The 24,039-nt window shown below is 65.3% G+C and carries 20 protein-coding genes; 7 read left to right on the top strand and 13 right to left on the bottom strand.

Features of this window, described 5'->3' with window-relative positions:
• Nucleotides 1-47: 47 nt before the first annotated feature.
• From DFR29_RS04275 to DFR29_RS04265, 3 genes are all read left to right on the top strand, one after another.
• A complete protein-coding gene (locus DFR29_RS04275) occupies nt 48-464 on the top strand; it encodes a hypothetical protein (RefSeq protein ID WP_133817327.1) in 417 nt (138 codons plus the stop codon).
• A 147-nt stretch (nt 465-611) separates the two neighbouring features.
• Nucleotides 612-1,055 carry a rhodanese-like domain-containing protein gene (locus DFR29_RS04270; protein ID WP_133817326.1) on the top strand — a complete coding sequence of 148 codons (444 nt, stop codon included), beginning with the start codon at nt 612-614 and terminating at the stop codon, nt 1,053-1,055.
• 81 nt (nt 1,056-1,136) lie between these two features.
• Complete coding sequence (locus DFR29_RS04265) at nt 1,137-1,973, top strand: ABC transporter six-transmembrane domain-containing protein (protein WP_166653863.1); 837 nt, start codon at nt 1,137-1,139, stop codon at nt 1,971-1,973.
• 156 nt (nt 1,974-2,129) lie between these two features.
• Here DFR29_RS04265 and DFR29_RS04260 read toward each other — a convergent pair whose 3' ends face one another.
• The 8 genes from DFR29_RS04260 to DFR29_RS04225 all read right to left on the bottom strand — a co-directional run bounded on the left by DFR29_RS04260 (nt 2,130) and on the right by DFR29_RS04225 (nt 9,890).
• Complete coding sequence (locus DFR29_RS04260) at nt 2,130-2,456, bottom strand: high-potential iron-sulfur protein (RefSeq protein WP_133817324.1); 327 nt, start codon at nt 2,454-2,456, stop codon at nt 2,130-2,132.
• Between the two features lie 29 nt (nt 2,457-2,485).
• The gene (locus DFR29_RS04255) at nt 2,486-3,139 is read right to left on the bottom strand and encodes a c-type cytochrome (protein ID WP_133817323.1); all 654 of its coding nucleotides are present in this window, start codon (nt 3,137-3,139) and stop codon (nt 2,486-2,488) included.
• A 31-nt stretch (nt 3,140-3,170) separates the two neighbouring features.
• Complete coding sequence (locus tag DFR29_RS04250) at nt 3,171-3,572, bottom strand: cupredoxin domain-containing protein (protein ID WP_133817322.1); 402 nt, start codon at nt 3,570-3,572, stop codon at nt 3,171-3,173.
• 77 nt (nt 3,573-3,649) lie between these two features.
• Nucleotides 3,650-6,199, bottom strand: a complete 2,550-nt coding sequence (locus DFR29_RS04245; RefSeq protein WP_133817321.1) for an MtrB/PioB family outer membrane beta-barrel protein — start codon at nt 6,197-6,199, stop codon at nt 3,650-3,652.
• 15 nt (nt 6,200-6,214) lie between these two features.
• Nucleotides 6,215-7,282, bottom strand: coding sequence for a DmsE family decaheme c-type cytochrome (locus tag DFR29_RS04240; RefSeq protein WP_133817320.1), 1,068 nt, complete (start codon nt 7,280-7,282; stop codon nt 6,215-6,217).
• Between the two features lie 4 nt (nt 7,283-7,286).
• The gene (locus DFR29_RS04235; protein WP_133817319.1) at nt 7,287-8,600 is read right to left on the bottom strand and encodes a S8 family peptidase; all 1,314 of its coding nucleotides are present in this window, start codon (nt 8,598-8,600) and stop codon (nt 7,287-7,289) included.
• Between the two features lie 8 nt (nt 8,601-8,608).
• Nucleotides 8,609-9,262 carry a zf-HC2 domain-containing protein gene (locus DFR29_RS04230; RefSeq protein WP_166653862.1) on the bottom strand — a complete coding sequence of 218 codons (654 nt, stop codon included), beginning with the start codon at nt 9,260-9,262 and terminating at the stop codon, nt 8,609-8,611.
• A 4-nt stretch (nt 9,263-9,266) separates the two neighbouring features.
• Nucleotides 9,267-9,890, bottom strand: coding sequence for an RNA polymerase sigma factor (locus DFR29_RS04225; RefSeq protein ID WP_133817317.1), 624 nt, complete (start codon nt 9,888-9,890; stop codon nt 9,267-9,269).
• A 186-nt stretch (nt 9,891-10,076) separates the two neighbouring features.
• Here DFR29_RS04225 and DFR29_RS04220 point away from each other — a divergent pair, with 186 nt between their 5' ends.
• On the top strand, nt 10,077-10,763 hold the full coding sequence (locus DFR29_RS04220) for a TorF family putative porin (RefSeq protein WP_133817316.1): 687 nt from the start codon (nt 10,077-10,079) through the stop codon (nt 10,761-10,763).
• Nucleotides 10,764-10,934: 171 nt separating this feature from the next.
• Nucleotides 10,935-11,714, top strand: a complete 780-nt coding sequence (locus tag DFR29_RS04215; protein WP_166653861.1) for a cupredoxin domain-containing protein — start codon at nt 10,935-10,937, stop codon at nt 11,712-11,714.
• 288 nt (nt 11,715-12,002) lie between these two features.
• Here DFR29_RS04215 and DFR29_RS04210 read toward each other — a convergent pair whose 3' ends face one another.
• Both DFR29_RS04210 and speE read right to left on the bottom strand, forming a co-directional pair.
• Entirely contained in the window at nt 12,003-12,914 is a 912-nt protein-coding gene (locus DFR29_RS04210; protein WP_133817314.1) for an AEC family transporter, read from the bottom strand.
• A 114-nt stretch (nt 12,915-13,028) separates the two neighbouring features.
• Entirely contained in the window at nt 13,029-13,880 is an 852-nt protein-coding gene (gene speE, locus DFR29_RS04205) for a polyamine aminopropyltransferase (RefSeq protein WP_133817313.1), read from the bottom strand.
• Nucleotides 13,881-14,118: 238 nt separating this feature from the next.
• On the opposite strand from speE, the gene speA reads away from it, so the two are divergent.
• Nucleotides 14,119-16,008, top strand: coding sequence for an arginine decarboxylase (gene speA, locus DFR29_RS04200; protein WP_133817312.1), 1,890 nt, complete (start codon nt 14,119-14,121; stop codon nt 16,006-16,008).
• Here the strand turns inward: speA and DFR29_RS28980 are convergent.
• Nucleotides 15,987-16,160, bottom strand: a complete 174-nt coding sequence (locus DFR29_RS28980) for a hypothetical protein (RefSeq protein ID WP_166653860.1) — start codon at nt 16,158-16,160, stop codon at nt 15,987-15,989. The genes speA and DFR29_RS28980 overlap by 22 nt on opposite strands.
• Nucleotides 16,161-16,173: 13 nt before the next feature.
• On the opposite strand from DFR29_RS28980, the gene DFR29_RS04195 reads away from it, so the two are divergent.
• The gene (locus tag DFR29_RS04195; RefSeq protein WP_133817311.1) at nt 16,174-17,184 is read left to right on the top strand and encodes an NAD-dependent epimerase/dehydratase family protein; all 1,011 of its coding nucleotides are present in this window, start codon (nt 16,174-16,176) and stop codon (nt 17,182-17,184) included.
• A gap of 123 nt (nt 17,185-17,307) precedes the next feature.
• Here DFR29_RS04195 and DFR29_RS04190 read toward each other — a convergent pair whose 3' ends face one another.
• Together DFR29_RS04190 and DFR29_RS29610 are read right to left on the bottom strand one after the other, a co-directional pair.
• Entirely contained in the window at nt 17,308-17,757 is a 450-nt protein-coding gene (locus DFR29_RS04190) for a hypothetical protein (RefSeq protein WP_133817310.1), read from the bottom strand.
• Nucleotides 17,754-23,900: a polymorphic toxin type 47 domain-containing protein gene (locus DFR29_RS29610; RefSeq protein WP_208113503.1), complete on the bottom strand. Its 6,147-nt coding sequence runs from the start codon at nt 23,898-23,900 to the stop codon at nt 17,754-17,756. The genes DFR29_RS04190 and DFR29_RS29610 overlap by 4 nt, the downstream gene beginning before the upstream one ends.
• Nucleotides 23,901-24,039: the final 139 nt, after the last annotated feature.

Below are 24,039 nucleotides of genomic sequence, written 5' to 3'. Positions count from 1 at the left end.
GCGCAACCTGCGGCACAATCGGCCGGTACGCCCAAACGGAGCTGTCTATGCGTCGCTGGCTGTTGCTCCCGCTGCTGTTGCTGTGCCTGTGCTTCGGCACGGCGCAAGCCCGCAGCAAGAAAGACAAGCTGATGGACCAGGTACTGCTGGACTACGCCGCCACTCTGCGCTGGGGCGGTTTCGAGCAGGCGCTGTCCTTCATCGATCCGGCCGTGCGCGAGGCCAGTCCGATACCGGCCGTCGATCTCAGCCGCTACCGCCAGGTGCGCGTGAGCTACTACCACGCACAATCGCCGGTTACGGTCAGCAAGACCGAAATCCAGGTACTGGCCGAGATCGGCGTCGTCAACAACCACAGCCAGTCGGAACGCGTCGTGGTCGATCGCCAGACCTGGCGCTACGACGAGAAGGAAAAGCGCTGGTGGCTGATGTCCGGGCTGCCGCGCATTACCACCAAGGAATAGCCGCGGCTTCGTGCCGCGACCCGGTTGCCGCCGCACACGCAGTGGGGCCGCGGGCGCGCTTGCGGCCGCTGTCATACGGCTGCGCTACCTTGGGGCGAGGATTTTGCCGATAATCCCCGCCCCTTCTGCGCACCGGCCCCCGGCCCCATGTCTGAAATACTGCAGCGCCTGCCCGAATTCCTGGGCAACCATCCCATCCTGTCCGTCGCTTTTTTCGGCTTGCTGTTTGCCGTGATTGCCAGCGAGGCCGGCCGTCTGTTCCGCGGTTACAAGGAAGTGACGCCGGCGGAACTGACCAAGCTGATCAATACCGAAAATGCGCTGGTCGTCGATGTCTCGTCCCAGGCCGATTTCGAGAAAGGCCATATCACCGGCTCGCGCCATGTCGCCATGTCGCAGTTCGATCCGGAAAACAAGGAACTGGCCAAGGTCAAGGAACGTCCCGTCGCCGTGGTCTGCCGCAACGGCCAGACCTCGGCCGGCGCGGCGGCCCGCCTGGTCAAGGCCGGCTTTACCAAGGTGCATACCCTGGGCGGCGGTACCGGCGCCTGGGTCGCCGCCGACCTACCCCTGGTCAAAGGCAAGAAATAGGCTGCTGACGCCGGCCCGCCAGCGCGGGCCGGTGCGGGCTGCGGGCCCGGCTGCAACGCCACCGCGACGGGAGAGAGCATCGTGATCTATCCGTTCGTCGTGAGGCATCGCTGGCGCCTGGCCGCGGCGTATGCGCTGGCCATCGGCGGCTGCATCGCCGGCCAGCTGTATCCGCTGGCTACCGCTGTCGCCATCAACGGCGTGCTGCGCAAGGACTATCTCGCCATCGGCTGGCTGGTGGCCTGCCATGGCCTGGCCCTGGTACTGGAAGTGAGCGCCAAGATGCTCGACACGCGCGTGTTCACGCGCCTGTATGCGGACATGGCCAGCAACTTCGTGCAGCGCGCGCACGCCGACGGCATCGAACCGTCGACCATTGCCGCCCGCAGTGCGCTTTCGCGCGAATACATCACTTTCCTCGAACGCGACATACCGGCGTTGATGTTCGCCATTATCGGCCTGGTCATCTCGCTGAGCGCGCTGTTCTGGCTGGATACGGCCATCGGCGCGGCCTGCCTGGTGCTGATCTTTCCGCTGGTGCTGATCAACCGCTGGCTGGCGCGGCGCTCCTTGCGCCTCAACCGCGGCCTCAATGACCGGCTCGAACGCGAGATCGAAGTACTGCGGCGCGGCCGTGCCAGCGCGGTGCAGCGCCATTTCCGCGCCTTGAGCGGCTGGCGCGTGCGCTTGTCCGACAGCGAGGCGAAAGCTTTCGGTGCGATGGAAATCACCGTGGTATTGCTGTTCGTGGTCGCTCTGGCACGCCTGGCCCAGGGCGATACCAGCCGCGCCGGCGATATCTATGCGACGTTTTCCTACGTCTGGCGCTATGTAACCTCGCTGGACCAGGTGCCGCTGCTGGTACAGCAGCTGTCCAAGCTGAAAGACCTGAACAAGCGGCTGGGCACGTCGGTCTGATTGCACCGCGGTGGCAGACCTTGCGGCGCAATTCGCTGGCGCTCATCGCGCCCTACCGCTATGACGCCCTACCGCAGCGACGCCCGGCCGACGCGGCTCCCGCAGGCTGCGACAAGCGCCGGCGAATTGCGCCCTCGCACCGCCCATAGCCTGCGGCTAGGGTTTCGCGGCATACGCCGAGCACCAGCCCTTGTCGCTGACACGCTTGCCCGGAAACAGCTGGCAGGCGCCGGCCTGATAGAAATTGCAATTACCACAATGCTGTCCGTCCTTGCGCTGCGGAAACTTGGCTGCGTCGACCTGCGCCGCGTCCGCCCGGTAGCCCAGGGCCTGTGCGGTAGGATCGGTTTCCGTCAACGGCGGCAGCTCGGCAGCGGCGCGCTGCGCCAGTAGCAGCGCAACCCCGCTGCCGGCGGCCAGCTGCAGGAAATGCCGGCGCGACAGGCCGGGAAAAGTCGGCGGAGCATTGCCAGTCGTACGCATCGGTAGTCTCCGTGGGATGGGCGGCGGGTTCAGCGCGGCATTGCAGCCAGCCAGTCGGCCAGGCTGCGGATTGCCGCGTCGTCGAGGTTGTGGGCGACGCCGCGCATGATCAGCGCGTTGCTGGAATCGGCCAGCTTGCCGTCGCGGTACTGGGCCAGTCGCGCCACCAGATAGGCCGACTGCTGCTGCGCCAGCGCCGGATAGTAGTCGTAGCGCGGGGCGCTGCCGCGCAAGGGATGGCCCTGCCCGGCAACGCCGTGGCAACCCTGGCAGGGCGGAATGCCGCGCCGGGCATCGCCCTGGCGGAACAGCCGTGCCCCGGCCTCGCCGGCAACCGCCGTCGCCGCCGCGCTGCGCGGCTGGGCGGCGAAATAGGCGGCGATGTTGCGCAGATCGGTGTCGCTCAGGTCTTTCACCTGCGCCGTCATCGGCGAGGCCGGATCGGCCCGGCGCTGGAAGCCGGCCAAGCTCTGGTAGAGATAGCCTGCATGCTGCGCCGCCAGAGCCGGGAACGCCGGCACCACGGCATTGCCGCCAGGACCGTGGCAGGCAACGCAGACCGCGACCTTGGCCGCCCCCGCCGCCGCATCGCCGCCGACGGCATCGGCCGCGCGCAAGTCGACCATCTGCGCGCCGGCTTGCGCGGCGAACAACAGGCTGGCCAGTGCAATTGTCCACTTCATCGCAAGACTCCGGCGCAGGCGCTGGCAGGTTTCAGTCGATCTCGAACTTCTGCAGCGTCACCGGCACCGGATTGACGACGATGCTGCCGCTCATCACCTGGCCGTGCACATCGCAGAGGTAGTCGATGGTGCCCATGGTCGGAAACGCCACGGTCTGCGACCACACGCCGCCGCCGGGTTCACCGTTGCCGCTGCCCACCCCGTCGCAGCCGTTCGGCCCGCAGCGGAATGCCGTCACTGCACCGGCCAGGGTCGCCACATTGTGGAATCCGGCGACCTGGCGGAACGTCACCGTGTCGCCAGCGCGAATTTCGAGAAAATTCGGCTGGAAGGTATTGCCGCCCTGGCCGACCAGCACTTCATGATCGGCCGCAGCCGCCGCGAACGGCAGCGCCGCCAGCAAAACGAGGCACACAGAGTTGGGGATGCGCATGTCAGTCTCCTTGTTTACTTATTTACAACGTGTTACGGCGGGCTTTCGGCAGCCCGCCGGATGTCCCCTGTACTGCCTTACAGCCTGATGTCCAGCAGCAGGCCGATCAGGTTGCTGGTATAGCTTTGCGGGCCACCGTCGCTGTAGACGCGATGATCGATCACGCGCGCCTGCTCCAGCCCGAGGTAGTGCCAGTCCTGGATGCGGCCGCGCTCGAAATTGTCGAAAACGCGCAGCGAAAAACGCGACGACAGCGGAAAACTCAGTCCCACGGTAAGGCTGTCGACGCGATAGCGCATGAGCGGGAAGGCGCCCTCGCGCGCGCCATCCAGGCCGTCGGCGAAATAGGCCAGCGCATCGGGTGCATTGAAGCGGTAGCTGGTCAGGCCGCGCGTATCGGTGAGGTTCCAGTTCGCGTCCAGGCGCAGTGGGCCGAAGTCGTGGTCGAGGCTGGCGCCGGCGCTGCGGCTGCGCTGCTTGTCGTACGCCCACCAGCGCGCCTGGGTGGGATAGTCGGGGCCGCCCAGCGAACCGTCCGGGCCGAACGCCACGTCGGCCACGTTCGCGATGCGCAGGCGCGCGCGTTCGAAACCGTAGTAGATGCTGCCGCGCGTAGCGGCCGACGGCTGCCATTCCCATTGCAGGTCGATGCCGTTGCGGTCGTAGGCCTGGCGGCCGATCTCCGCGCCATAGTCGTTCCAGTCGCCGCGCAGGCCGGCGCTGAGGCTGGTCTGCGCGCCGAGGGCCAGCGTGGTCTTCAGATCAAACTTGTGCTCGCGCCGGTCGCTCAGGTCGTACTTGCGCAACGCATCCACGGTGAACGCAGGCACGCCGCCGGCAGGCGGCACGAAGCCCGGCAAACTGGAGGAATACAGAAATTCGTAGGGATTGGATTCATAGCGGCTGCCGCCCTGCTCTATCCAGCTGTAGTTGGCACGCACGGTCAGCCAGTCCAGGCTGCGGTCGACGAAACTGAGCCTGACGCTGTCGCGGTCGACACGGCGCCGCTCGCGATTGCTCTGTTCCTGCTGCTCGCGCTGCACAGTGAGGCCCAGCGTAGTCCTTGCGGCCAGGCGCCAGTCGGCACCGGCATTGGCCGTCGCGGTCTGTTCGTCCAGCGGCAGGCTGCGCACGCGCGTGATGGCCGACGGCGAGGTCAGCGGGTTCCAGGTACCGACCACGCCAGGCAGGATGCTTGCCATCGCGCCGTTTTCGGCGATATAGCCGTAATCGCCGGTCAGCGGGTTGTAAGCGAGATAGGTATTGCGATAGTCCTCGCGCTCGAACTTCAGTCCGCCGCGCAGCAGCCAGGCACTGCTGGGCTGTACGCTGAAGCGGCCATCGAACAGCGCGGTATCGATGCGCAGGTCGGCGCTGCGGCGCGACAAGGCGGCCGGCGTATTCCAGTCTGCGCAGTTGTACAGGAATGGATTGTTCGGCCCCGACACGCCGGTACCCGCGGTATCCACGCCGAAAGTGCCCTGGCAGTCGATCGGCGCGATCAGCTCGTCGTCCTGGCTCATGCGGCCGGCCGAGGCGGTGAGCGACAGCTCGCCGTTCCAAGGCAGGCGCCGGGTCAGGCTGCCGCGCAGGTTGTGGTAGTCGTTGTCGGGCTCCAGCGCGAACTGGCCCTGGTAGATCGGCGCAGAGCGCGCCCCAGGCCGCGTCGGCGTCAGGGCGAACGGGCTTTCGAAGCGGAAGCTGCGGTCGCTGTCGCGATAGAACGAGCCGGTGTAGGCGAAATCCATGCGCCAGCGCGCACCGGCGAAGCGCAGGCCGGCGTCGAGGTTGATGGTGCTGTCGTTGACGGGCTTGAGCGTTTCCAGCGCGCCGGCATTGCCCGGAAAGAGGAAATTGTAGAAAAAGGCGCCACCGAACGGCCGCGCACCGCGGCGCTGTTCCTCGCTGACATGGCCGTATACGCTCCAGCGGCTGTCGAGGTAGGCATCGACGCCCAGCCCGGTCTTGCTGCGAACTACGCTGAGGCGGCGGTTCGGCAGACCCGAGGCGACGGCGGCCACGTCTGCGCTGCTGCTGCCACCCGGTGTCAGCCCCGGCAGCAGGGTCAGTTCATTGCTGCCGACGCCGTTCCAGATCGAGCGCGTATTGCTGCTGACCACGTTGGGCAGCTCGCGCAGGAAGGCCTGCACCTTGTAGCTGCCGGCGCGGCCGAAGGCAGCATCGAAGAAGGCGTCGTCGCTGCTGATGCGGCTGGCCCGCACGTCGGCATAGCTGCCATCGGCCGGGCGGCGCAGGGCGATTTCCAGCAGCCCCAGTACCAGGCCGCTGTCCCAGGCGACGTAGCGGTTCCACAAGGCGTTGTCGTCGTCGCCGAAGGCGGACAGATAGCCGACCTGCACATGGCCGTCGTATTCCCATTCGCCAGCCTGCTGCAGCGACGGCGGCAGCAACGGGCATTCGTACAGGTTGCCGCTGGGTGAACGGCTTTGGCCCGGCCGCAGCCAGCTGGTGCCGCGCGCATCGGCCGGCGCGCCGGCAACGCCCGCACTGGGGTCGAGCTTGTTGGCGCGCACGCTGTCCACGCCGACGCCACTGTCGGCGCGCACCGCCATGGGCAGGGCCAGCAGCAGGGCCAGGGTCAGCGGTGCTAGCGGCAATGTCGGCATGGCCTGGCTCCCTGGCTATTCATGGAATTTCGGGCCCGAAGGCGCGTTGGACCCGTGGATCTGCGCATGACAGGTAAGGCAGGCGCGGCCCATCAGGCGTTCGTCCGGGTGCGCGCCATTGGCCAGCGAGGCCGGTGTGTGCAGATCGTTCGGATGGCCGAGCTGGCTGTGGCACTGCTGGCACAGCAAGGGCAGCGGCGCGACCAGCAGCGCGTGCTGATTCGAACCGTGCGGCGTGTGGCAGTTGAGGCAGCTGTCGCGCACCGGCGCATGCTCGAACAGGAAAGGCCCGCGTTTCTCCGCGTGGCACTGGTAGCAGGTTTCGTTGACGGTTGCGGTCTTGAGCAGCGGCGCCGTCAGCGAGCCGTGTGGATTGTGGCAGTCGACACAGCTCATCTGCCCTTCCTGCAGCGGCATGTGCGAACGGCGGCCGAACTGCTGCTTCACATCATTGTGACATTGTGCACAGGTATCGTTGATCGAGCGGCGCGCGAGCAGGCCGTCGGCGGAAAACTTCGCCATCGGGTTGTGGCAGTCGCTGCAGGAAAGATCGTTGCGCTGGTGGATGGAACCCAGCCAGTGATCGCGGGCGCCGCCTTCGTGGCAGGTCAGGCAGGTGCGCGTCTGCAGCGCAATCGGCGTGGCCGACTTGCGCGTATAGCCGATGATCAGGCCTTTCCCGGCCGGCTCCTGCGCATGCGCCGAACCCGGTCCGTGGCAGGTTTCGCACACCGGAATTGCCGGATCGGCCTTGGCCGCCGCATGCAGGCCCAGTGCGTGCAGGGTGTGGGTGAAGTGATCGCTCTCCAGCTGGTGGCAGGCGATACAGGTTTTCTCGCCGACCGGCGTAGCTCCCGGCGCCAGCGGATTTTCCGCCACGCGGGCACGGGCAAAGCCCGGCGCCGCCAGGAAACGGCGTGTGCTCGCGGCCACGTCGCTGCCGGAAAAATCCGACGACGGCAGGCTCTGTGCGAAGGCGGCGCGGTCCTGTTGCGCCCAGGCCCACTGGCTCAGCAGCATCAGCAGGCACAGGGCTACGACACGCGTGCCGATCGGGGTGGGCGTGTGCAGGGGAACGGTCATGGCTTCAGTGGTCCGGCTTGCGGTCGAGCGTGGCCGGGGCGCAAAACCCGCCATCCGGATCTATGCGCGCAACAGCGGCGCAGATGTCGATCGGCGCGCCGGCGCTTTTCTGGGTACTGCTCAACAAGGCGTACAGCCCCGCAGCATCCTGGCCAGGCTTGAGCGCCAGCAGCAGGGCGATGGCGCCGGTGACCTGCGCCGTCGCAAGCGAGCTGCCCGAGGCATAGTCGAAGCTGCCGCCCGGTTCCAGCGTGAGAATGTCGCGCCCCGGCGCAGCCAGGGCTGGTGCGTCGGGCCTGGGATCTTCCGCCGACGCCACGGCGATCACGCCGGGCACGCCGACCGGAAAGCCGTCCATGCGCCGGTCCGGCGGCACCGCGCCGACGACGATGGCGCCGTGGCGCACCGCATGCTGCAGCAGTTGCTGCAGCAGCGGATCGGCCGGTCCGCCCAGGCTCAGGTTGATGATGCGCGCGTTCGACGCAATCGCCGCACCCAGTGCCAGGGCCAGCGTATAGGAGTTGCAGCGTGCGCCGGCCGCCTGTCCCGGCAGCGACCAGCAGGCGCGATAGGCGAACAATTTTGCATTCGGTGCAATGCCTACAATGCCCAATTTGTTGTCCGCCACGGCGGAGATGACACCCGCGACTTCGGTGCCGTGGCGTTCCGCCGCCGATACGGCTACGTTGCCGACGAAATTGCGCTGGCCGGCGATGCGCCCGGCCAGGTCCGGGTGATCGGCATCCAGGCCGGTGTCGATCAGGGCGATCTCGACGCCCTCGCCGCGCGTCCAGCGCTGTGCGTCCGCCGCGGCAATGGTGGAAAAATTGTGCTGCAGCGAAAGATAGGGGTCGTTGTACTGCGCGCCCGGCGGCGCCGCGGTGGGCAGGCTCAGGGTGTCGAACTCCTGCAGCGGCTGGGCCAGGCGTACGCGGCGGTCGCGGTTGAGCCGCGCCAGGGTCTCGTCGCGATCGGCCGACGGCGGCAACAGATAGACCAGGCAGCGCAGGCGCAGCGGCTCTATGGTCCAGGCCGAGATTTCCTGCAGGCCGTATTCCGCAGCGATCTTGGCCGCCAGGCCGTTCGCCCGCTCGCTGCCGGCATAGCTGGGCAGGGCATCGTAGCCGCGCGGCGTGGCGCCGGCCGCAGGCGAAGGTTCGGGCTTGTTCGCCACCGCGATCACGATCATGCGCGTAGCGTCATAGCCAGCCGACCAGTCCGGTGCTGCACCCTGGGCGCCTGCCAGCAGCGGCAACAGCAGCAGCCACAGGCCCAGCCAGCGGACCAGGGCATAGCGCGAGCGCAGAGTGATGGTCATGGCCGGCCTCAGTGCAGTGCCGCCGTGCCGGCGGCCGGCTCGGCCAGCAGCACGCCGGGTTCGCGGCGCAGGCGCGCAATCGCTTCGGCGACATCCACGGCCGGCGCAGTGCGTGCCGGTGCCAGGCCGAAGATGCTGTTGTCGGCATTGCTCTGCACGATATGCAGGCCGGTTTCGCCAAGCACCCGGCGCAGGCTGGCCAGATCCATTTCCGGCGCGGCAACCAGGCGTACGGCGGCGCGCTCGCTGGCCGGCGCCTGGCTCAGGGTGACGTAGTCGGCGCGGGTTGCCGGCGGGCGCTGCACCAGCGCGCTGCCGAGCAGGGCCAGGCCGATGGCCTGTACCACCACGGCGGCAGCCAGCCAGGGCACCGCACGTGCGGCCAAACGCGCCGGCGCAGACGGCGCCGGCAGGATGGCGGGTTCGGCCGCATCGATGCGCTGCATCAGCCGGCGCAGCGCTGGTTCGGCTGCCGGCGGCGCGTCATCGTCGAGCTGCATGCCGGCCAGGAAACGGCATTGCTGGGCGTATTCGTCGCGGCAGTCGCTGCAGTCGCGCAGGTGTTCCTGCACACGCTGCTGCTGTGCCGGCGTGGCAGTGCCGTTGGCAACCCAGGGAATCAGTTCCCAGATCTGGCTGTGCGGAGTGGTGTCGTGATTCATGCTGTCATTTCCGCGCGAAGTGATGGGCCGCGTCGCCGCCGAGGGCCGGCAGCGAATTGCGCAGGCGCAGGCGCGCATGGAACATGCGTGCCTTCACCGTGCCGCTGGCGCAATTCATGATGGCGGCAATTTCGTCGCAGGACTGGCCGAGGAAATAGGCCAGCTCCATGGTCATGCGCTGCTCCGGCGCCAGCAGGGACAGGCCACGCCTTACCCAGTCGCGCAGTTCGCGCTGCTCGGCTTCGCTGCTGAAATCGGCCAGTGCTTCGTCCAGCACGGTTTCGCTCTCGGCTTCGGCCGGCAGGTTGTTGCTGCGCAGCGCCTTGAGCATGCAGCGGTAAGCGATGCCGATGATCCAGGTGGCCACTTTGGAGTCGCCACGGAATTCCGCCGCCTTGCGCCATACCACCCAGAATGCATCGTTGATGATTTCGTCGATCAGGTCGCGGCGCGAGGAATGGCGCGCGATGAAACGCGCCAGCGCCGGCTGGTGCGCCAGGTACAGACGCTCGAAAGCCGCCCGGTCGCCCCGCGCTACCGCACCGAGCCAGGCACGGTCGCGCAGGTCTGTCTCGTTGTCGGGACGGACCTCGCTGCGTACTGGCTGGTCGTCAGGCGTCGGCTTCATCGGCTAGGCTTGCGCAGGGGTTCGATGCTGTGAGTGCCCGCCCAGCGGGAAATGGTTGCGCCCCGTCCGTATTTCCTCCCCGGCGTGATTGTCAGCGCAATCGCCGCGGCGAAATCGGTATAACTTCCTTCTTCGAATTCGCTCAATGCAGGCAGATTCTGCGCTATGCCAGGTCCTGGGGTACGGTTGATTGCACTGTTGTTCGCCGCCGTACCTTCACTGGTCCTTGCCCAGGGCTGGGGGGGAGCACTGGGCTATGGCAGCGACAATGTATACCGCGGCGTATCGTTGAGTTCCGGCGAGCCCGCCTGGCTGGCCGACCTGCACTACAGCGTCGATGGGCGCTGGACCGCCGGTATCGGCGCATCGCGGGAGAAGCCGCGCTTCCAGGACGCCGGCGTGCAGTACACCGTATATCTGGACCGGCGCTGGCAGCTGGACGAGGACTGGTCGGCCAAGCTGGGGCTGATGCATTACGAGTCACCGTCGAATATCTGGCGCGACGAACTCAACTACAACGAACTCACTGCCGCGGTCGGCTGGCGCGGCCGCTGGCGCCTTTCGCTGGCTCTGTCGCCCGATACCCCGGGCATCTTTACCTACCGCGGCGCCGCCACCGGCTTCGCGGCCGCCGCAGAACTCAGCTACAACCAGCCGATTCGTGGCCGTCTGGCCGCCCATTTCGGCCTGGGCCTTGCCCGCGTGCACAAGGCCGATCTGAACTATTCCTACGGCAGTGCCGGCCTGAGCTACGGCATCGGCGATGTACACATTTACTCTTCGCTGCTGCTGGCCACGCGGGGAGCGCTGCGTTACAACACCGGATCGAGCGAACGCAACCGCTGGGTCACCACGCTGGTCTGGAACTTCTGAGGCGCCGACGCCAGCGGCTCTGCCCTGTCCGCCGCCGCATTCATGCAACCGTTTCTCCCGTTGCCGGTACTCACGTCCTGCAACCAGCGCCATTGCGCGCCGGTTGACCATGACCTGATCGCGACTGAAGGCCGCGCCGCTGCGCGCGCCGCAACTACGGAGATTTCCACGATGAACCGGCGAATCGTTCAATACCTGGCAGGCACTTGCCTGCTGCTAAGCACCTGGCTGGCCTCGGCCGCCAATCACGTGGTCACCGTCGGTGGCGCAGCGGGCAATGGCTACTCGCCGTCGTCGCTGACGATCAAGGCCGGCGATACGGTCACATTTCGCAATGCAGGCGGTTTCCACAATGTTGCTGCCGACGACGGCAGCTTCCGCTGTGCCACCGACTGCTATCGCGAAGGCTATACCAGCGGCGGCGCGCCCGCTTCCGGCGAATGGAGCCAGACCCTGACCTTCGATACGGTCGGCACGGTCGGCTACTACTGCACCGCCCACGGCGGTCCCGGCGGAGCGGGCATGTCCGGCAAGATCATCGTGCAGCCGAACGACACGCCGACGTTCTCCATCGGTACCGGCGTCAGCGGCAACTGGTTCAACCCGGCCCAGAGCGGCCATGGCTTCCAGCTGGAAAAGGTCAACGACACCACCGTCACCGCGTTCTGGTTCACCTTCGACAACGCCGGCAACCAGGTCTGGATACTCGGCGTCGGCACCATCGCCAACAACCGCATCGAAATGCAGGCCGTGAAGAGCCGCGGCGGCCGCTTCCCGCCGAACTTCGACCCGGCCCAGATCACCAACCCGCCCTGGGGCACGCTGACCTTCACCTTCACCAGCTGCAGCGCCGGCCAGGTGCAATGGACCTCGACCGACCCGGCCTTCAGTGCCTCGGGCACGCTGGCACTGGAACGCGTGACGACGGTGCAGGGCACCACCTGTCCGTAACGCCAGGACAGACAAGCGACTGCTGAAGCAAAGCCACGCGCCTACGCGCGTGGCTTTTTCGTTTGCGGCCAACCAGGCAAAGACACGCTTCATGCGGGGCGCGATGAGCAAAGCGAATTGCGCCGTGTCTGCCGGCGATGGAAGCCGGCGGAAAGGCCTTGCTGTGCAATTCGCATTCGCTCATCGCACCTTACGCTGTCGATGGCATTTTCGTGGCCAGCTGGGCTATGCCGCGTTTTGCGCAGAGCGCGACAAGCACGTCGATTTGCGCCGCAGCCCCGAACCGCTTCAGTAGCCCAGCCACCAGCGCCACAGCGGCAGGGTCAGCATCGACAGCACCACGCCGTAACCGACCAGGGCCGAGCCCAGTTCCGGCGACAGCCGCGCCATGGCCGCCAGCGCCGCGGCCGTGATCATCGGCGGCATGGCCGATTCCAGCACCACTGCCGCACGCGCATCCGGATGCAGGCCCAGCAGCAGGCTCAAGGCCCAGGCCAGTGCCGGCACAACCAGCAGCTTGCCGCACAAGCCCAGCCCCAGCGGCAGCAGCTGCGCCCGCGGCAGGCGCAGGCGCAACTGCATGCCCAGGGCCAGGCCGACCATGGGCAACATGGCATTGGCCAGCTGCTGCAGCACCTTGACGATTTCTTCCGGCGGCTGCGCCGGCATCAGGGTCAGCGCGAACACCAGGGCGAGGAAGGGCGGAAAGCGCATCACCCGTCCCAGCACCACGGCCGGCGATGGCCGCGCACCGCCGGAATACACCGCGATGACACTGAGGCCGAAGGTGGAAAGGATCAGGAAACTGCCGAACTGGTCGTACAGCACGGCAAACGGCATGGCCGCATGGCTGGCCAGTACCGGCACCAGCGCATAGCCGAGGAACGAGGTATTACCCAGGGGCACTTCCAGCAGCAGCACGGCCGTGTCGGCGCGCTGCAGGCGCCACAAGCGCGCTGCGCCAAGCACCAGCAGCGTGCTGAACCCCAACAGCAGCCATGGCACCAGCACCACGCTCAGGGTCGTGCTGCTGAACTGCAGCTTGGGCACCTGCAGCAGGATCGAGGCCGGCATGCAGATGTACAGCACCACGATGTTCAGGGCGTCGGGCGCGCTGTCGGGAACCAGCCGCCGCCAGGACAGGGTACGGCCCAGGGCCAGCAGCAGCAGTACGAAGGCGAAGGAGGCGAAGACACTCATCGGGCGCCGAGTATTCGCGCGCCGGCCTCATGCTGCAATGCGGCGATGGTCGGTGCCGGCGCCAGGCCGGGCGGCCGCGCCGGCGCAGCGAAGCTGCCGGCGCGGCGAAACGTTCTACTCGCCCAGGGCCTCGCGCACGAACTCCGGCATGGCCAGCGCAGCGCGGTGCATGTCGACGTTGTAGTAGCGCGTGGGGAACTGCTTGCTCGCGGCGCCGCGTTCTCGGAAGCCGGCCAGATCGGCACCCTTGCGCACCATGGTGCAGCTCCACCAGCCGGTGGGATAGCACGGCTGCGGGAAATTCAGTGTCTTGGCCGACTGGAAGCCGGCGCTCTTCATCGCCACGCGCATCGATTTGATCAGATCCAGATGCACCAGCGGCGACTCGGATTGCTGCACCAGGATGCCGCCATGGCGCAGCGCCTTGTAGCAGCTGGTATAGAACGCGGCATTGAACAGGCCTTCGGCCGGACCGACCGGATCGGTGGAATCGACGATGATCAGATCCAGCGATTCCGGCTCGCACTCGGCCATGTACTTGATGCCGTCGATGAACAGCAGTTCAGCGCGCGGATCGTCGTTGGCTTCGCACAGCTCGGGGAAATATTTTTCGGCCAGGCGCGTCACGCGCTCGTCGATCTCGACCTGGACGGCCTTTTCCACTTCGTCGTGCCGCAGCACTTCACGCAGCGTGCCGCAGTCGCCGCCGCCGATGATGACGACACGCTTGGCGCGCGCATGGGTGAACAGCGCCGGGTGCGACATCATCTCGTGATACAGGAAGTTGTCGCGGCTGCTCACCATCATGCAGCCATCGATGACCATCAGCTTGCCCCAGTCCGTCGTGTCGTAGATCTCGATGGTCTGGAACGGCGTCTTTTCCGAGTGCAGTTTCTGTTTCACGCGAAAACCGATGGACGAGCCGGAATGCTCGTGCTGCTCGGTGAACCAGGTGGAATCGGACATGGCGCTGTTCTCGGCAGGTTGCGGTCGGTTCGGGGCGCGCGATTGTACCCATTCCCCAGGCGCTTTGGGCCGTAGCACAACCGTCATCGACGCTAGACCTTGGGCCAGTACAATAGCCGGCCCGATGGCCCCGCGGCGTGCGAGGCTTCCGGCCTTCGGGAGGGTGGCTTGCGCCACTGGCTTTTCGTCCAGGCCCGCCGCTGCGACGCACCTTCTCCATTGCACAGGACTATCGTCAATGACGAATGCGTGGAACGTGGAACAGGCGCGCCAGCGCTACGCCGTGCCCTATTGGGGCGAAAGCTATTTCGACATCGATGCGCAGGGCCGCATCACCGCCCAGCCGCGCGGACCCGACGGCGCCGCCCTGGCCCTGGACGAGATCGTCGCCGCGGCACAGGCACAGGGCTCGCGCCTGCCGCTGCTGGTGCGCTTCTCCGACATCCTGCACCACCGCCGCGCCCGGCTGCAGGCGGCGTTCGCCACGGTCATGGCCGACTGGGACTATGCCGGCGGCTATACCGCGGTATTTCCCATCAAGACCAACCAGCAGCGCGGCGTTGCCGGCGAACTGGCCGCCGGCGGCGACGCCGGTTTCGGCCTGGAAGCCGGCTCCAAGCCGGAACTGATGGCCGTGCTGGCCCTGGCCAAGCCCGGCAGCACGGTGATCTGCAACGGCTACAAGGACCGCGAATACATCCGCCTGGCCCTGATCGGCCGTCGCCTCGGGCTGGAGATCTACATCGTCATCGAAAAGCCGTCCGAACTGGCGCACGTGATCGAGGAATCGCGCGAGCTCGGCGTCGAACCCCTGCTCGGCGTGCGCATGCGCCTGGCCACGCTGGGTGCCGGCAAGTGGCAGAACACCGGCGGCGACAAGGCCAAGTTCGGCCTGACGCCGCGCCAGGTGCTCGACCTGGTCGAGGAGCTGCGCGCGCGCAAGCTCGACCACACCTTGAAACTGCTGCACTTCCACATGGGCTCGCAGCTGTCCAATGTGCGCGACATCGCCGCGGGCATGCGCGAGGCAGTTCGCTACTTTGTGGAACTGTCCAAGATGGGACTGCCGATCGCGACCATGGACGTCGGCGGCGGCCTGGGCGTGGACTACGAAGGCTCGCGCTCGCGCTCGTTCTGTTCGATCAACTACGGCCTGGAACAATACGCCGCCACCATCGTGCAGCCGCTGGCCGAAGCCTGTGCCGAGCACGGGCTGAAGGCACCGCGGGTGATCACCGAGGCCGGCCGCGCCATGACGGCGCATCATGCCGTGCTGATCGTCAACGTCAGCGAAGTGGAACAGGCGCCGGTCGGCGCGATTCCGCCCGAACGGGCCAACGAACCCGCCGTGCTGCGCCATCTGCGCGAGATCCACGCCGAGCTGGACGAACGCCCGCTGCTGGAGCTGTACCAGGAAGCCCTGCACCACGTCGCCGAAGGCCAGACCCTGTACGCGCTGGGCCAGCTGTCACTGGCCGACCGCGCGCGCCTGGACGACTTGTTCTACGCCATCGTCAATGTCGTACGCATGCGCCTGAAGCCCGAGGAACGGGCGCACCGCCAGGCCATCGACGAACTCGACCTGCGCCTGGTCGACAAGTACTTCGTCAATTTCTCGGTCTTCGAATCGATTCCCGACGTCTGGGCCATCGACCAGGTCTTCCCCATCGTGCCGCTGACGCGGCTGGACGAAGAACCGACGCGGCGCGGCGTGATCGGCGACCTGACCTGCGATTCCGACGGACGCATCGACCAGTACGTGGAAGAAGACGGCCTCGATGTCAGCCTGCCGCTGCACGAACTGCGTGCCGGCGAGTCGTACCGGCTCGGCATCTTCATGGTCGGCGCCTACCAGGAGACCCTGGGCGACATCCACAACCTGTTCGGCGACACCGACGCGGTCAGCGTGCATGTCGGTGCCGACGGCACGGCACAGTTGTCGCAGTTCAAGCGCGGCGACTCCTGCGACGTGATGCTCGACTATGTCGGCTACGACCTCGGCGTGCTGCGCCAGTCCTATCGCGACAAGATCGCCGCAGCCGGCCTGAGCGAGCAGACCGCGCAGGCGTTCGAAGCGGTGCTGGAGACGGGCCTGACCGGCTATACCTATCTGGCCGAGGCGCCGTAGGCATAGCGCTGCAACAGCGTAAAACCGGCGGTGCGGACGGCTTTTTGCCCCGCACCGCCCTGCTCCATCGCCGACAGCCGCGCGCGCAAAACGACCCGCCCCTGAATATCGACGTTCAGGCCGCTATGATCGAGTCGCTGCGCACTCGCCACAGGAAACCCTTCGATGAAAATTCTCGTAACCGGTGGCGGCGGCTTTCTCGGCAAGGCCATCTGCAAGCAGCTGGTCGCCCGGGGTCACGAAGTGCGCGCACTGAACCGGCACGACTATCCCGAACTGAAGACGCTGGGCGTGGAACAGCGCCTCGGCGACCTGCGCAGCCTGGACCAGGTCGCGACCGCGGCCGCCGGCTGCGATGCAATCGTGCATACCGCAGCCAAGGCCGGTGCCTGGGGCTCGCTGCTGGACTACTACGAAACCAATGTGCGCGGCACCGACGTGGTGCTGGCCGCCTGTGAAATCCACAATATCCGGCGCCTGGTGTATACCTCCAGCCCCAGCGTTGTGCACAACGGTAAGGACCTGAATGGCGTCAACGAATCGACGCCGTACGCGACGCATTTCCTGGCGCCGTATCCGCAGACCAAGGCACTGGCCGAGCAGCGCGTACTCGCCGCCAATTCGCCGCAGCTGGCCACGGTCGCTCTGCGCCCGCACCTGATCTGGGGCCCAGGCGATCCGCACCTGCTGCCGCGCATCCTGCAGCGCTCGGAAAAAGGCCGCCTGCGCCATATCGGCGATACGCCGAAAAAGATCGATACGGTCTATGTGGACAATGCGGCAGAAGCGCATGTGCTGGCGCTGGACAAACTGCAGCCCGGCTCGCCCATCGCCGGCAAGGCCTATTTCATCACCCAGGGCGAGCCGGTCAACCAGGACGCGATGATCAACGCCCTGCTCAAAGCCGCCGGCCTGCCGCCGGAAACGCGGCGCATCTCGCTGGATTTCGCCCGTTTCGCCGGCACCTACATGGAGCGCATCTGGAAACTGCTGCGCATCAAATCCGAGCCGCCGCTGACGCGCTTCATCGTCGAACAGCTGTCGACGGCGCACTGGTTCAGCATTGCCGCGGCACGGCGCGATCTGGGCTATTCGCCGCGGGTTACGACGAACGAGGGTTTGGCGCGGGTGGGAGAGTATCTGGCGCGGCAGAGGATGCAGCAGCGGAAGGGGTGAAAAAACAATCGGGCGTTTTATCAGGGGTTCCATGCCTTGAACCATGTCGAACCAGTTCCCGCATGGCCTATCAAAACAAAACAAGCCCGCCAATAGCGGGCTTGTTTTGTTTATCCCACAGATTCAGTCGAATTTCTTGGCTATCGACAAAACCAGTTCGTTGTGATGTGTATCAAAGATCAAAACCGAGCAGTCCATTGTCGAGATGAAATACTCGAAAAAAGGCATATCAGCGAGGACACCTCTGACATCATGCCTGCAACATACGAACACTGGCCAAGGAGCAAGCTGATCATCCGTTGCAACAAGATAAATCTCTTCACTATCCAGCTTTTCTAGCTGTTCCGACAGGAGATCGAGCCCATCGGTGGAAGCCGTTCCATAGCTCAGACGTGCCTGAACATTATGTAGCCCTTGCCACCAGTATACGAGAGCCCTATCCGATACATGCAACACCGCAATTTTTTCGAGCACCTTGTAGGCGTCATTTGTCTGCAACAAGCAAAGCCTTGCGTGCTTTGCCAGATCCTCGAGCACACTATTTGATGGCATCGTCGACGCTGATTCCGTCATTGGTCTTTCCTATCCGGGCGGGACGGATGGCGCTCTCCCGAGTAGGGTTCGTTGCCGCGTTTTGCGCCGCCATCGCCTCGCTTTCCAGCTGACTGCCAGCTGATGTGCTGAGTGTCGTGGTGAGGGCCCGGACTCGCGTGGGGTCCATCATAACCAACCTTTGCTCCACCTTCACCCTTGAACTCCACAACAGTACCGGTTGCTTCGTCCATCTTGGAAAACTCCACTTTGGATGCATCCGTCATTCCTGCGTTCTCGAATGCGGTGCGTCGAGCGGTATCAAAATCGGGGGCTGCCTTGCCGAGCGCGGCAACCTCGTCCCCATGTTTGAGCGCCGCTTTGGCAATGTCTCCGCCTACTGGAAATAGACCGATCACGGCACCGGCGATATTGATTGGCGTTGGATCTGCAATCGCTTCCACAATGCCCTTCACGTCACCAACTACCGGAATGAAATCGACGACTATCCCGATCGCTTTGCCTCCATCGTCGGTCGCGAGCGGAATTCCAGAGTCAGCCTTGAAAATGGTGGCATATGCAGCGCCGTATTCGCGACCGTCAGGATCCGTGAACGTGTAGGGGTTGTTGCCCGCATACGCAAATCTGTTGAAGCTGGCGCCAGTCTGCTTGTTGACTTCTACCGGATCCACACTCAAAAACCGCCCCAGCATCGGATCGTAGTAACGCTGCTGCATGTAGTTCAGCTGCGTGGTCGAATCCGCGACATGGCCGGTATAGCCGGGCTTGTCGCTGTAGATGCCGTCCAGCGGCCCGCCGTAGGGCTCGTAGTACAAGCGCTTGATCGTCGAGATGGTGCCTACGGCGTCGGTTTCGGCGGCTGGGCTGCCGAGTGCATCCGTGTGGTAGTAGACCGGCTGCAGTGCTTCGATCGCGTTCGGACCATTGCCGCCACCGCCACCCGGTGCATCGACTTCCACTCGCGCAATGGACGACCACTGCGAGCAGTTGCTGCCGATGCAGGCCTTGACCTGGAACTCGTACGCCGTCGGTGCCTGGGAATGGCCGCCACAGATGTACGGCACGGCCTGGTTCGCCAGGATGGCGAGCGGCGGCGAACCGGTTACGGTCTGCTCGCCGTCGCCACCAGCGCACTGGGTATGGTCGGTGACACGCTTGACCACATAGCTGGTGGCGTTGGCTACGGCGTCCCACAGCACATCGACGCGCCTGGTGTTGCCGGTGAGATGGATGATCGGCCCCGTGACGACGCCGGTGCTGGCCAGGCGCACATTGGCCGGAATCGGCGGATCGACTGACACAGAAACCACGATGGACTTCGACGTGCTGTAGGCGCTGAACGGCACCGGTGTGTTGCCCGGCCGGCTGGCGCGCACGCGGTAGTAGTAGGTGCCATTGGCGCGGCCGGTAAACACCGCCTCGGCCAGATTGATCGGCGCCGCATAGCCCGGTGCCGCTGTCCAGTTCACGTCGTTGGTCGACTCCTCCACGGTATAGGCCGTTGCGCAATTCGGCTCGGTCCAGCGCACCGTATAGCCGTTCGGGCTATCCAGGGTGATCGGCGTAATGACCGGCGTGGCCAGCGTCGTGACCGTGTCGCAGGTGTTCGGCGGTACCACCGTGACCGGGCCGGAAACCGTGCCGCCGCGATCGCCCCAGCTGTTGAAGGCGGTGACCTTGTAGACGTAAGTGCCCGCGACCGTGCCCGGCAACTGGACCGACGTGTTCGCCGTGCTGGCCGTTACTAGTGAGTAGTTCACGCCGTTGTCGGCCGACTGTTCGACGCGATAGCTCGCATCGACGGAGGCCTGCCAGCTGATGCTGTAGGGGCCCGACTGCTGCACCTGCGGCACGCTGACCGAGGCCACTTTCTTCGGTGTCACGCCATAGCTCAGCGGGTTTGCGTCGCTGCACGCTCCGACCGCAGGGCAAGCCTGCAGGCCGATGGTGTAGGTGCCGCCGTCGGGGCTGGAATACAGCTTGTTGAGCGTGGTCCATGGCAGGGTCGTTACCTGGGGCGCGCTGGTGCCGCGGCGTACCGACAGCTTGTAGCTGCCGTTGCTCAGCACATTGGTCCAGCTCACGGTGAAATCGCCGCTGGTCTTGTTCGGCGGATTGACCGACAGCACCGGTGCGTTGGTCACCACGCCGTTCTGCAGGCGCGCCAGCAGGCTGCCGGCCAGATAGATGTAATGGGTCGGCGCACCCGTCGCATCCAGTTCGTGCAGCAGTTTTCCTTCCTTGCTGTAGACCGTGTATTTCTTGGTGCTTTGACCATTTTTAAGAATGGATACGCGGCGGCCATGGCCGTCGTAGACATAGCTTTCGCCACCGCTGCCGCCCGGGCCGGTGGCCGAGGTCATGCGGTTGGCCAGGTCGAATACGAAACTCTGGCTGCCCTTGCCGACCAGATTGCCCTGGTTGTTGTAACTGAGGTTCAGCGTGGGGCCGAGATTGGAGACCAGCTGGCTGACGCGGTTGCGTGCCGTATCGATGGTGTAGGTGTGGATGCGGTTGTTGACCTGCATGCGGCGCAGGTTCTCCAGCGCGTCGTACTCGAACGTGGCCGTGCCGGCCCACAGCCCCGAGGTGGCGGCGATCAGGCGATTGAGCCCGTCATAGGCCAGCGTCTTGCTTTCCAGTCCGCCCTGGGCGAAGTCGTCGATCTGCGCGACATTGCCGTTGTTGTCGTAGTCGTATTCGTAATCGAGGATGGCCGTGCTGCCGATGCTGTCCTTGCTGCGCAGCGGCAGCTGGCGTGCGTTCTGCGTCAGCGTGTGCTGTACGCCGTTGCCGTAGGTGAATTGCGCCGTGGCATTGTTCGGGTAGTAGCTGATGCCGCTGGCATAGCTGCCGACCTGGGTCGGGCGGCCGAACGCATCGGGTGCGTAGTCGACCATGCTGCCATCGGGATAGGTCAGCGACTGCGCCGAACCCAGGCTGTCATAGGCCCAGTCCAGTACGAAGGTCTTGCCGTCGTACTGCAGCGTTTCTTTTTCCAGCAGGCGGCGTTTGTTGTATTCGTAGGTCCAGGTGCTATTGCCGGCCGACGTGGTCTGCAGCGAACCGTCCGGATAGTAGGTCTGGAAGACGCTGCTCGTGCCGGCCGGATAGACCGTGTCGCGCAGGCGGTTGCGTGCGTCGTAGGTATACGTGGTCTTCGGCGTGGTGCCAAATTCGGCGTAGTCGCACTGGCTCGACGAGATCGACGACGGGAAGCCGCGGATGGTCCAGGCCACATTGTCGGCCGCGTCATAGCCGAAATAGTTCGCCTGGGTTTCGTTTTCCCACAGCTTGCACAGGCGGCGGTTGGCGTCGTAGACGTAGTTGCGGCTGACCGTCAGGGTGGAGCCGTTGACGACTGCCGCGCGGCGCACGCGCTTGGTCAGGCCGAAGATGTCGCGCTGAATCGTCATGTTCAGGCCTTCGGGCGCAAGCACTTCGACCGGCAGATCGTAGCTGGGCTCGTCCATGCCCCAGAACGCGGTAGTGGATTCCTTCAGGCGCGGATCGGTCACCTTGCGCTTGAAGCCGGCGAGGTATTCGGTCTTGGTTTCCAGCACGCCGTTTTCCGAGTTCTGGTAAACGAAGCGCGTGCGGTCCAGCGCGTCGTAGACGGTCTGCGTGCCCGGCAGCGTATTGGTGAAGCTGCTCGGCATGGCCGACTGCGGATAGGCAGCGAAGACTTCGCGGCCACGCTCGTCGAAACGGCGCACGGTAACGCGGTCCTGGCCAGGGCGGGCCGAGTCGCGCTCGCGCGCCAAAACCGGCCGCAGCAGCGCATCGAAATAGGTGACCTTGCTCAGGTTGCCCGTCGTCGTGGTGTGGCGCCAGTGAGCCGTGTTCAGGCCGTGTTCGGCGGTGTTGATCTTCTCGAACAGCATATTGGTCGGCGACCAGGCGACAACGTCGGATGCCGGCGGCGTGATGCTGGTCAGGCGGCCCGAGGTCGGGTGGTAACCGAACGTGGTCCGGTAGCCCTGCTCGTCCTGGACCCAGAGGATATTGCCGATGTTGCCGACTTCAGCCTGTTCGCTGTTGCTGTCGGGATAGCCGATATAGCGCGGCACGCCACGGAAATAGTTGGCGAACGTCGTCGTCTGCGCGGCGCCGTCGGCGACGCTGGCGAGCATGCCGGTAACGTAGTAGCTGTAGCTCTTGCGCACCTTGCCCCAGCTCGATTCGCTGAGCAGCTGCGCTTTGCTCACGTCGTACACATTTTCGCTGATGGTCTGGATCGGCGTGCCGTCGGCGATGTGCTCGACCTTGGCCACCTGGCCGAGTACCCAATGTGCATAGTTGTCGTGGTAGCTGGTGCGTTCCACGCGCGGCGCACCCACCAGGGTGCTGGAACGGCTCACGTCGGTGGTGCGCGCGAACAGGTCGAAACCCAGGGCCTGCCAGCGGAAGGTGGCGCCGTCCTGCACGGTGATGCGCTCTTTCTGCGGACGCAGCTGCACCGACGACATGTTGTCGCTGCGCGGGTTGAGCACTTCGCCCATGGCCTGCGGGAACGGGTGGCTCGGCGCCTCGGCATTGGTGACGTAGGCAAAGGTCTGCTCGCGCAGCAAGGCCGCCGCCGGCGAATAGACCTTCATGCCCAGCAGCTGGCCTTCGTTCTCGCCGTAACGCACACCGTAGGTATTCACCGTGCGCGAGCCGTCCGGCTCGATCAGCGTGACGGCCTTGCTTTGCGGGCCAATGTTGCAGTTACCCGACTGATCGCAGCGGTTGGCGCCGGGCAGGATTTCGTACTCGTACTGCCAGGCCTGTCCGGCCGCAGGCAGGCCCGCGCCGGTGATGGTCTTTTTCGTCAGCGAGTTGATCTCGAACTGCACCGGATACATGCCGGCGAAATACTGCGGATCGACCGATATCGTGGACTGGCCCTCGTCGCAGAGCAGATCGACGTTGTAGCGGCCGTGGCGCAGGATTTCGAACTGGAATACACCGGTCGCACCCGACGGATGCGTCATGCTGCCGGTATGTACGTTGATTCCGCCCGCCGGCGCCATTTCGCGCCGCTTGTTGCATTGGGGGCCGACAAAGTTCACCGGACCACTAATGGGATATTTGGTGCGGCCGTCGGCCAGATCGACCAGGTCGTAGGTCCAGTTGCTGCCGTCGGGCAGCACCACCGACGTCAGCGACCGGTATGTGGGATTGGCATAGCCGTAAGTCCAGGTACGCGTACCATCGCTGAGCGAGCCGATGCGATTGCCGCTATACGTCAGCGTCAGTGCACGGCCGTCGCCGCTGGTGATCGTGCGCAGCTGGTTGCCGTCCCAGGTGTACTTGACGTAGTTGTTGGGGAACTTGAGCGTCACGCCGCCTTCGTTCTGGAAACGATCCTCCACCATCGTGGCGTAAAGGCGCACCTCTTCGCGGTTGACCACGGTATTGCGCTGCACGCCGTTGGCGTCCTTGCGCTCGCGCAGGATCGGCGGATACGTCAGCTTCACCATATGGTTGAAGGTGTATTTCACGCCGCTCGGCGACCGCGCGATGAAACCCTCGCCCAGGCCATTGCCCACGTTGCCGCCGGTGATGCACGACAGGAACCAGTTGTCCTTGGTGACCCAGCGATACGTCGCCCCGTCGGTCGGCTTGGGCATGTTCTGGTTGGTCAGGAACAGCAACGGCTGCCTGCCGGTGCCGGGGATGTACATCGACGGCGCCTGCCAGAATTGCGAGGCGAGTACGTTATCGCCGTTGGATGCCACGTCTGGCGGCTGCGCCTGGTCGGCATTGGCCGGTCCCGAACAGCGGGCAAGCGTATTGCCGATGCTGACCGTCCAGCCCTGGCCTTCGGCATAGACGCCGCTGAGATACGGCACTTCGATGTCCCAGTCGCCCAGGTCGTAGCGGTTGCTGGTAAGGCCGGCAGCGCCGCGGTTCTCCACCGCGAAGCGGCGGCCGAAGGACACCGGCAAGGCATTGTTGCCGGGCAGGCTGACGTCGGTCTGGATGAACTCGGTTGAGCCGTTGTAGAGGCTGGTCTTGTCGCCGAACAGATCGCTCTTGAGCGGCGCCATGGTCTGGGCCGACTCGATCAGTTTGGCGTACTCCTCCTGATAGGAGACCTGGCTGGCGGCCTGCTGCGTAGGCAGAAAGGCGGCGAGCAGCAGCAGCGCAAGGCGCTGCCGGTGGGAAAACGGGTGCATGAGCATTGAACTCCCAATGAAATCGAACGGCCGGAGGTCGATGTCGTCGCGAGCAGTTCCTCGGTGCGAACCGGCGCCAATGGCGGCCGGACGCGGCGAGGAAGCGCCCTCGCGCCATCGCCGGCCAGCACTAACGGGA

The sequence above is a fragment of the Tahibacter aquaticus genome, assembly GCF_004363655.1.
Taxonomy (GTDB): domain Bacteria; phylum Pseudomonadota; class Gammaproteobacteria; order Xanthomonadales; family Rhodanobacteraceae; genus Tahibacter; species Tahibacter aquaticus.
The sequence above is the reverse complement of the archived record's forward strand: the minus strand, read 5'-3'. Positions and strand labels throughout refer to the sequence as shown.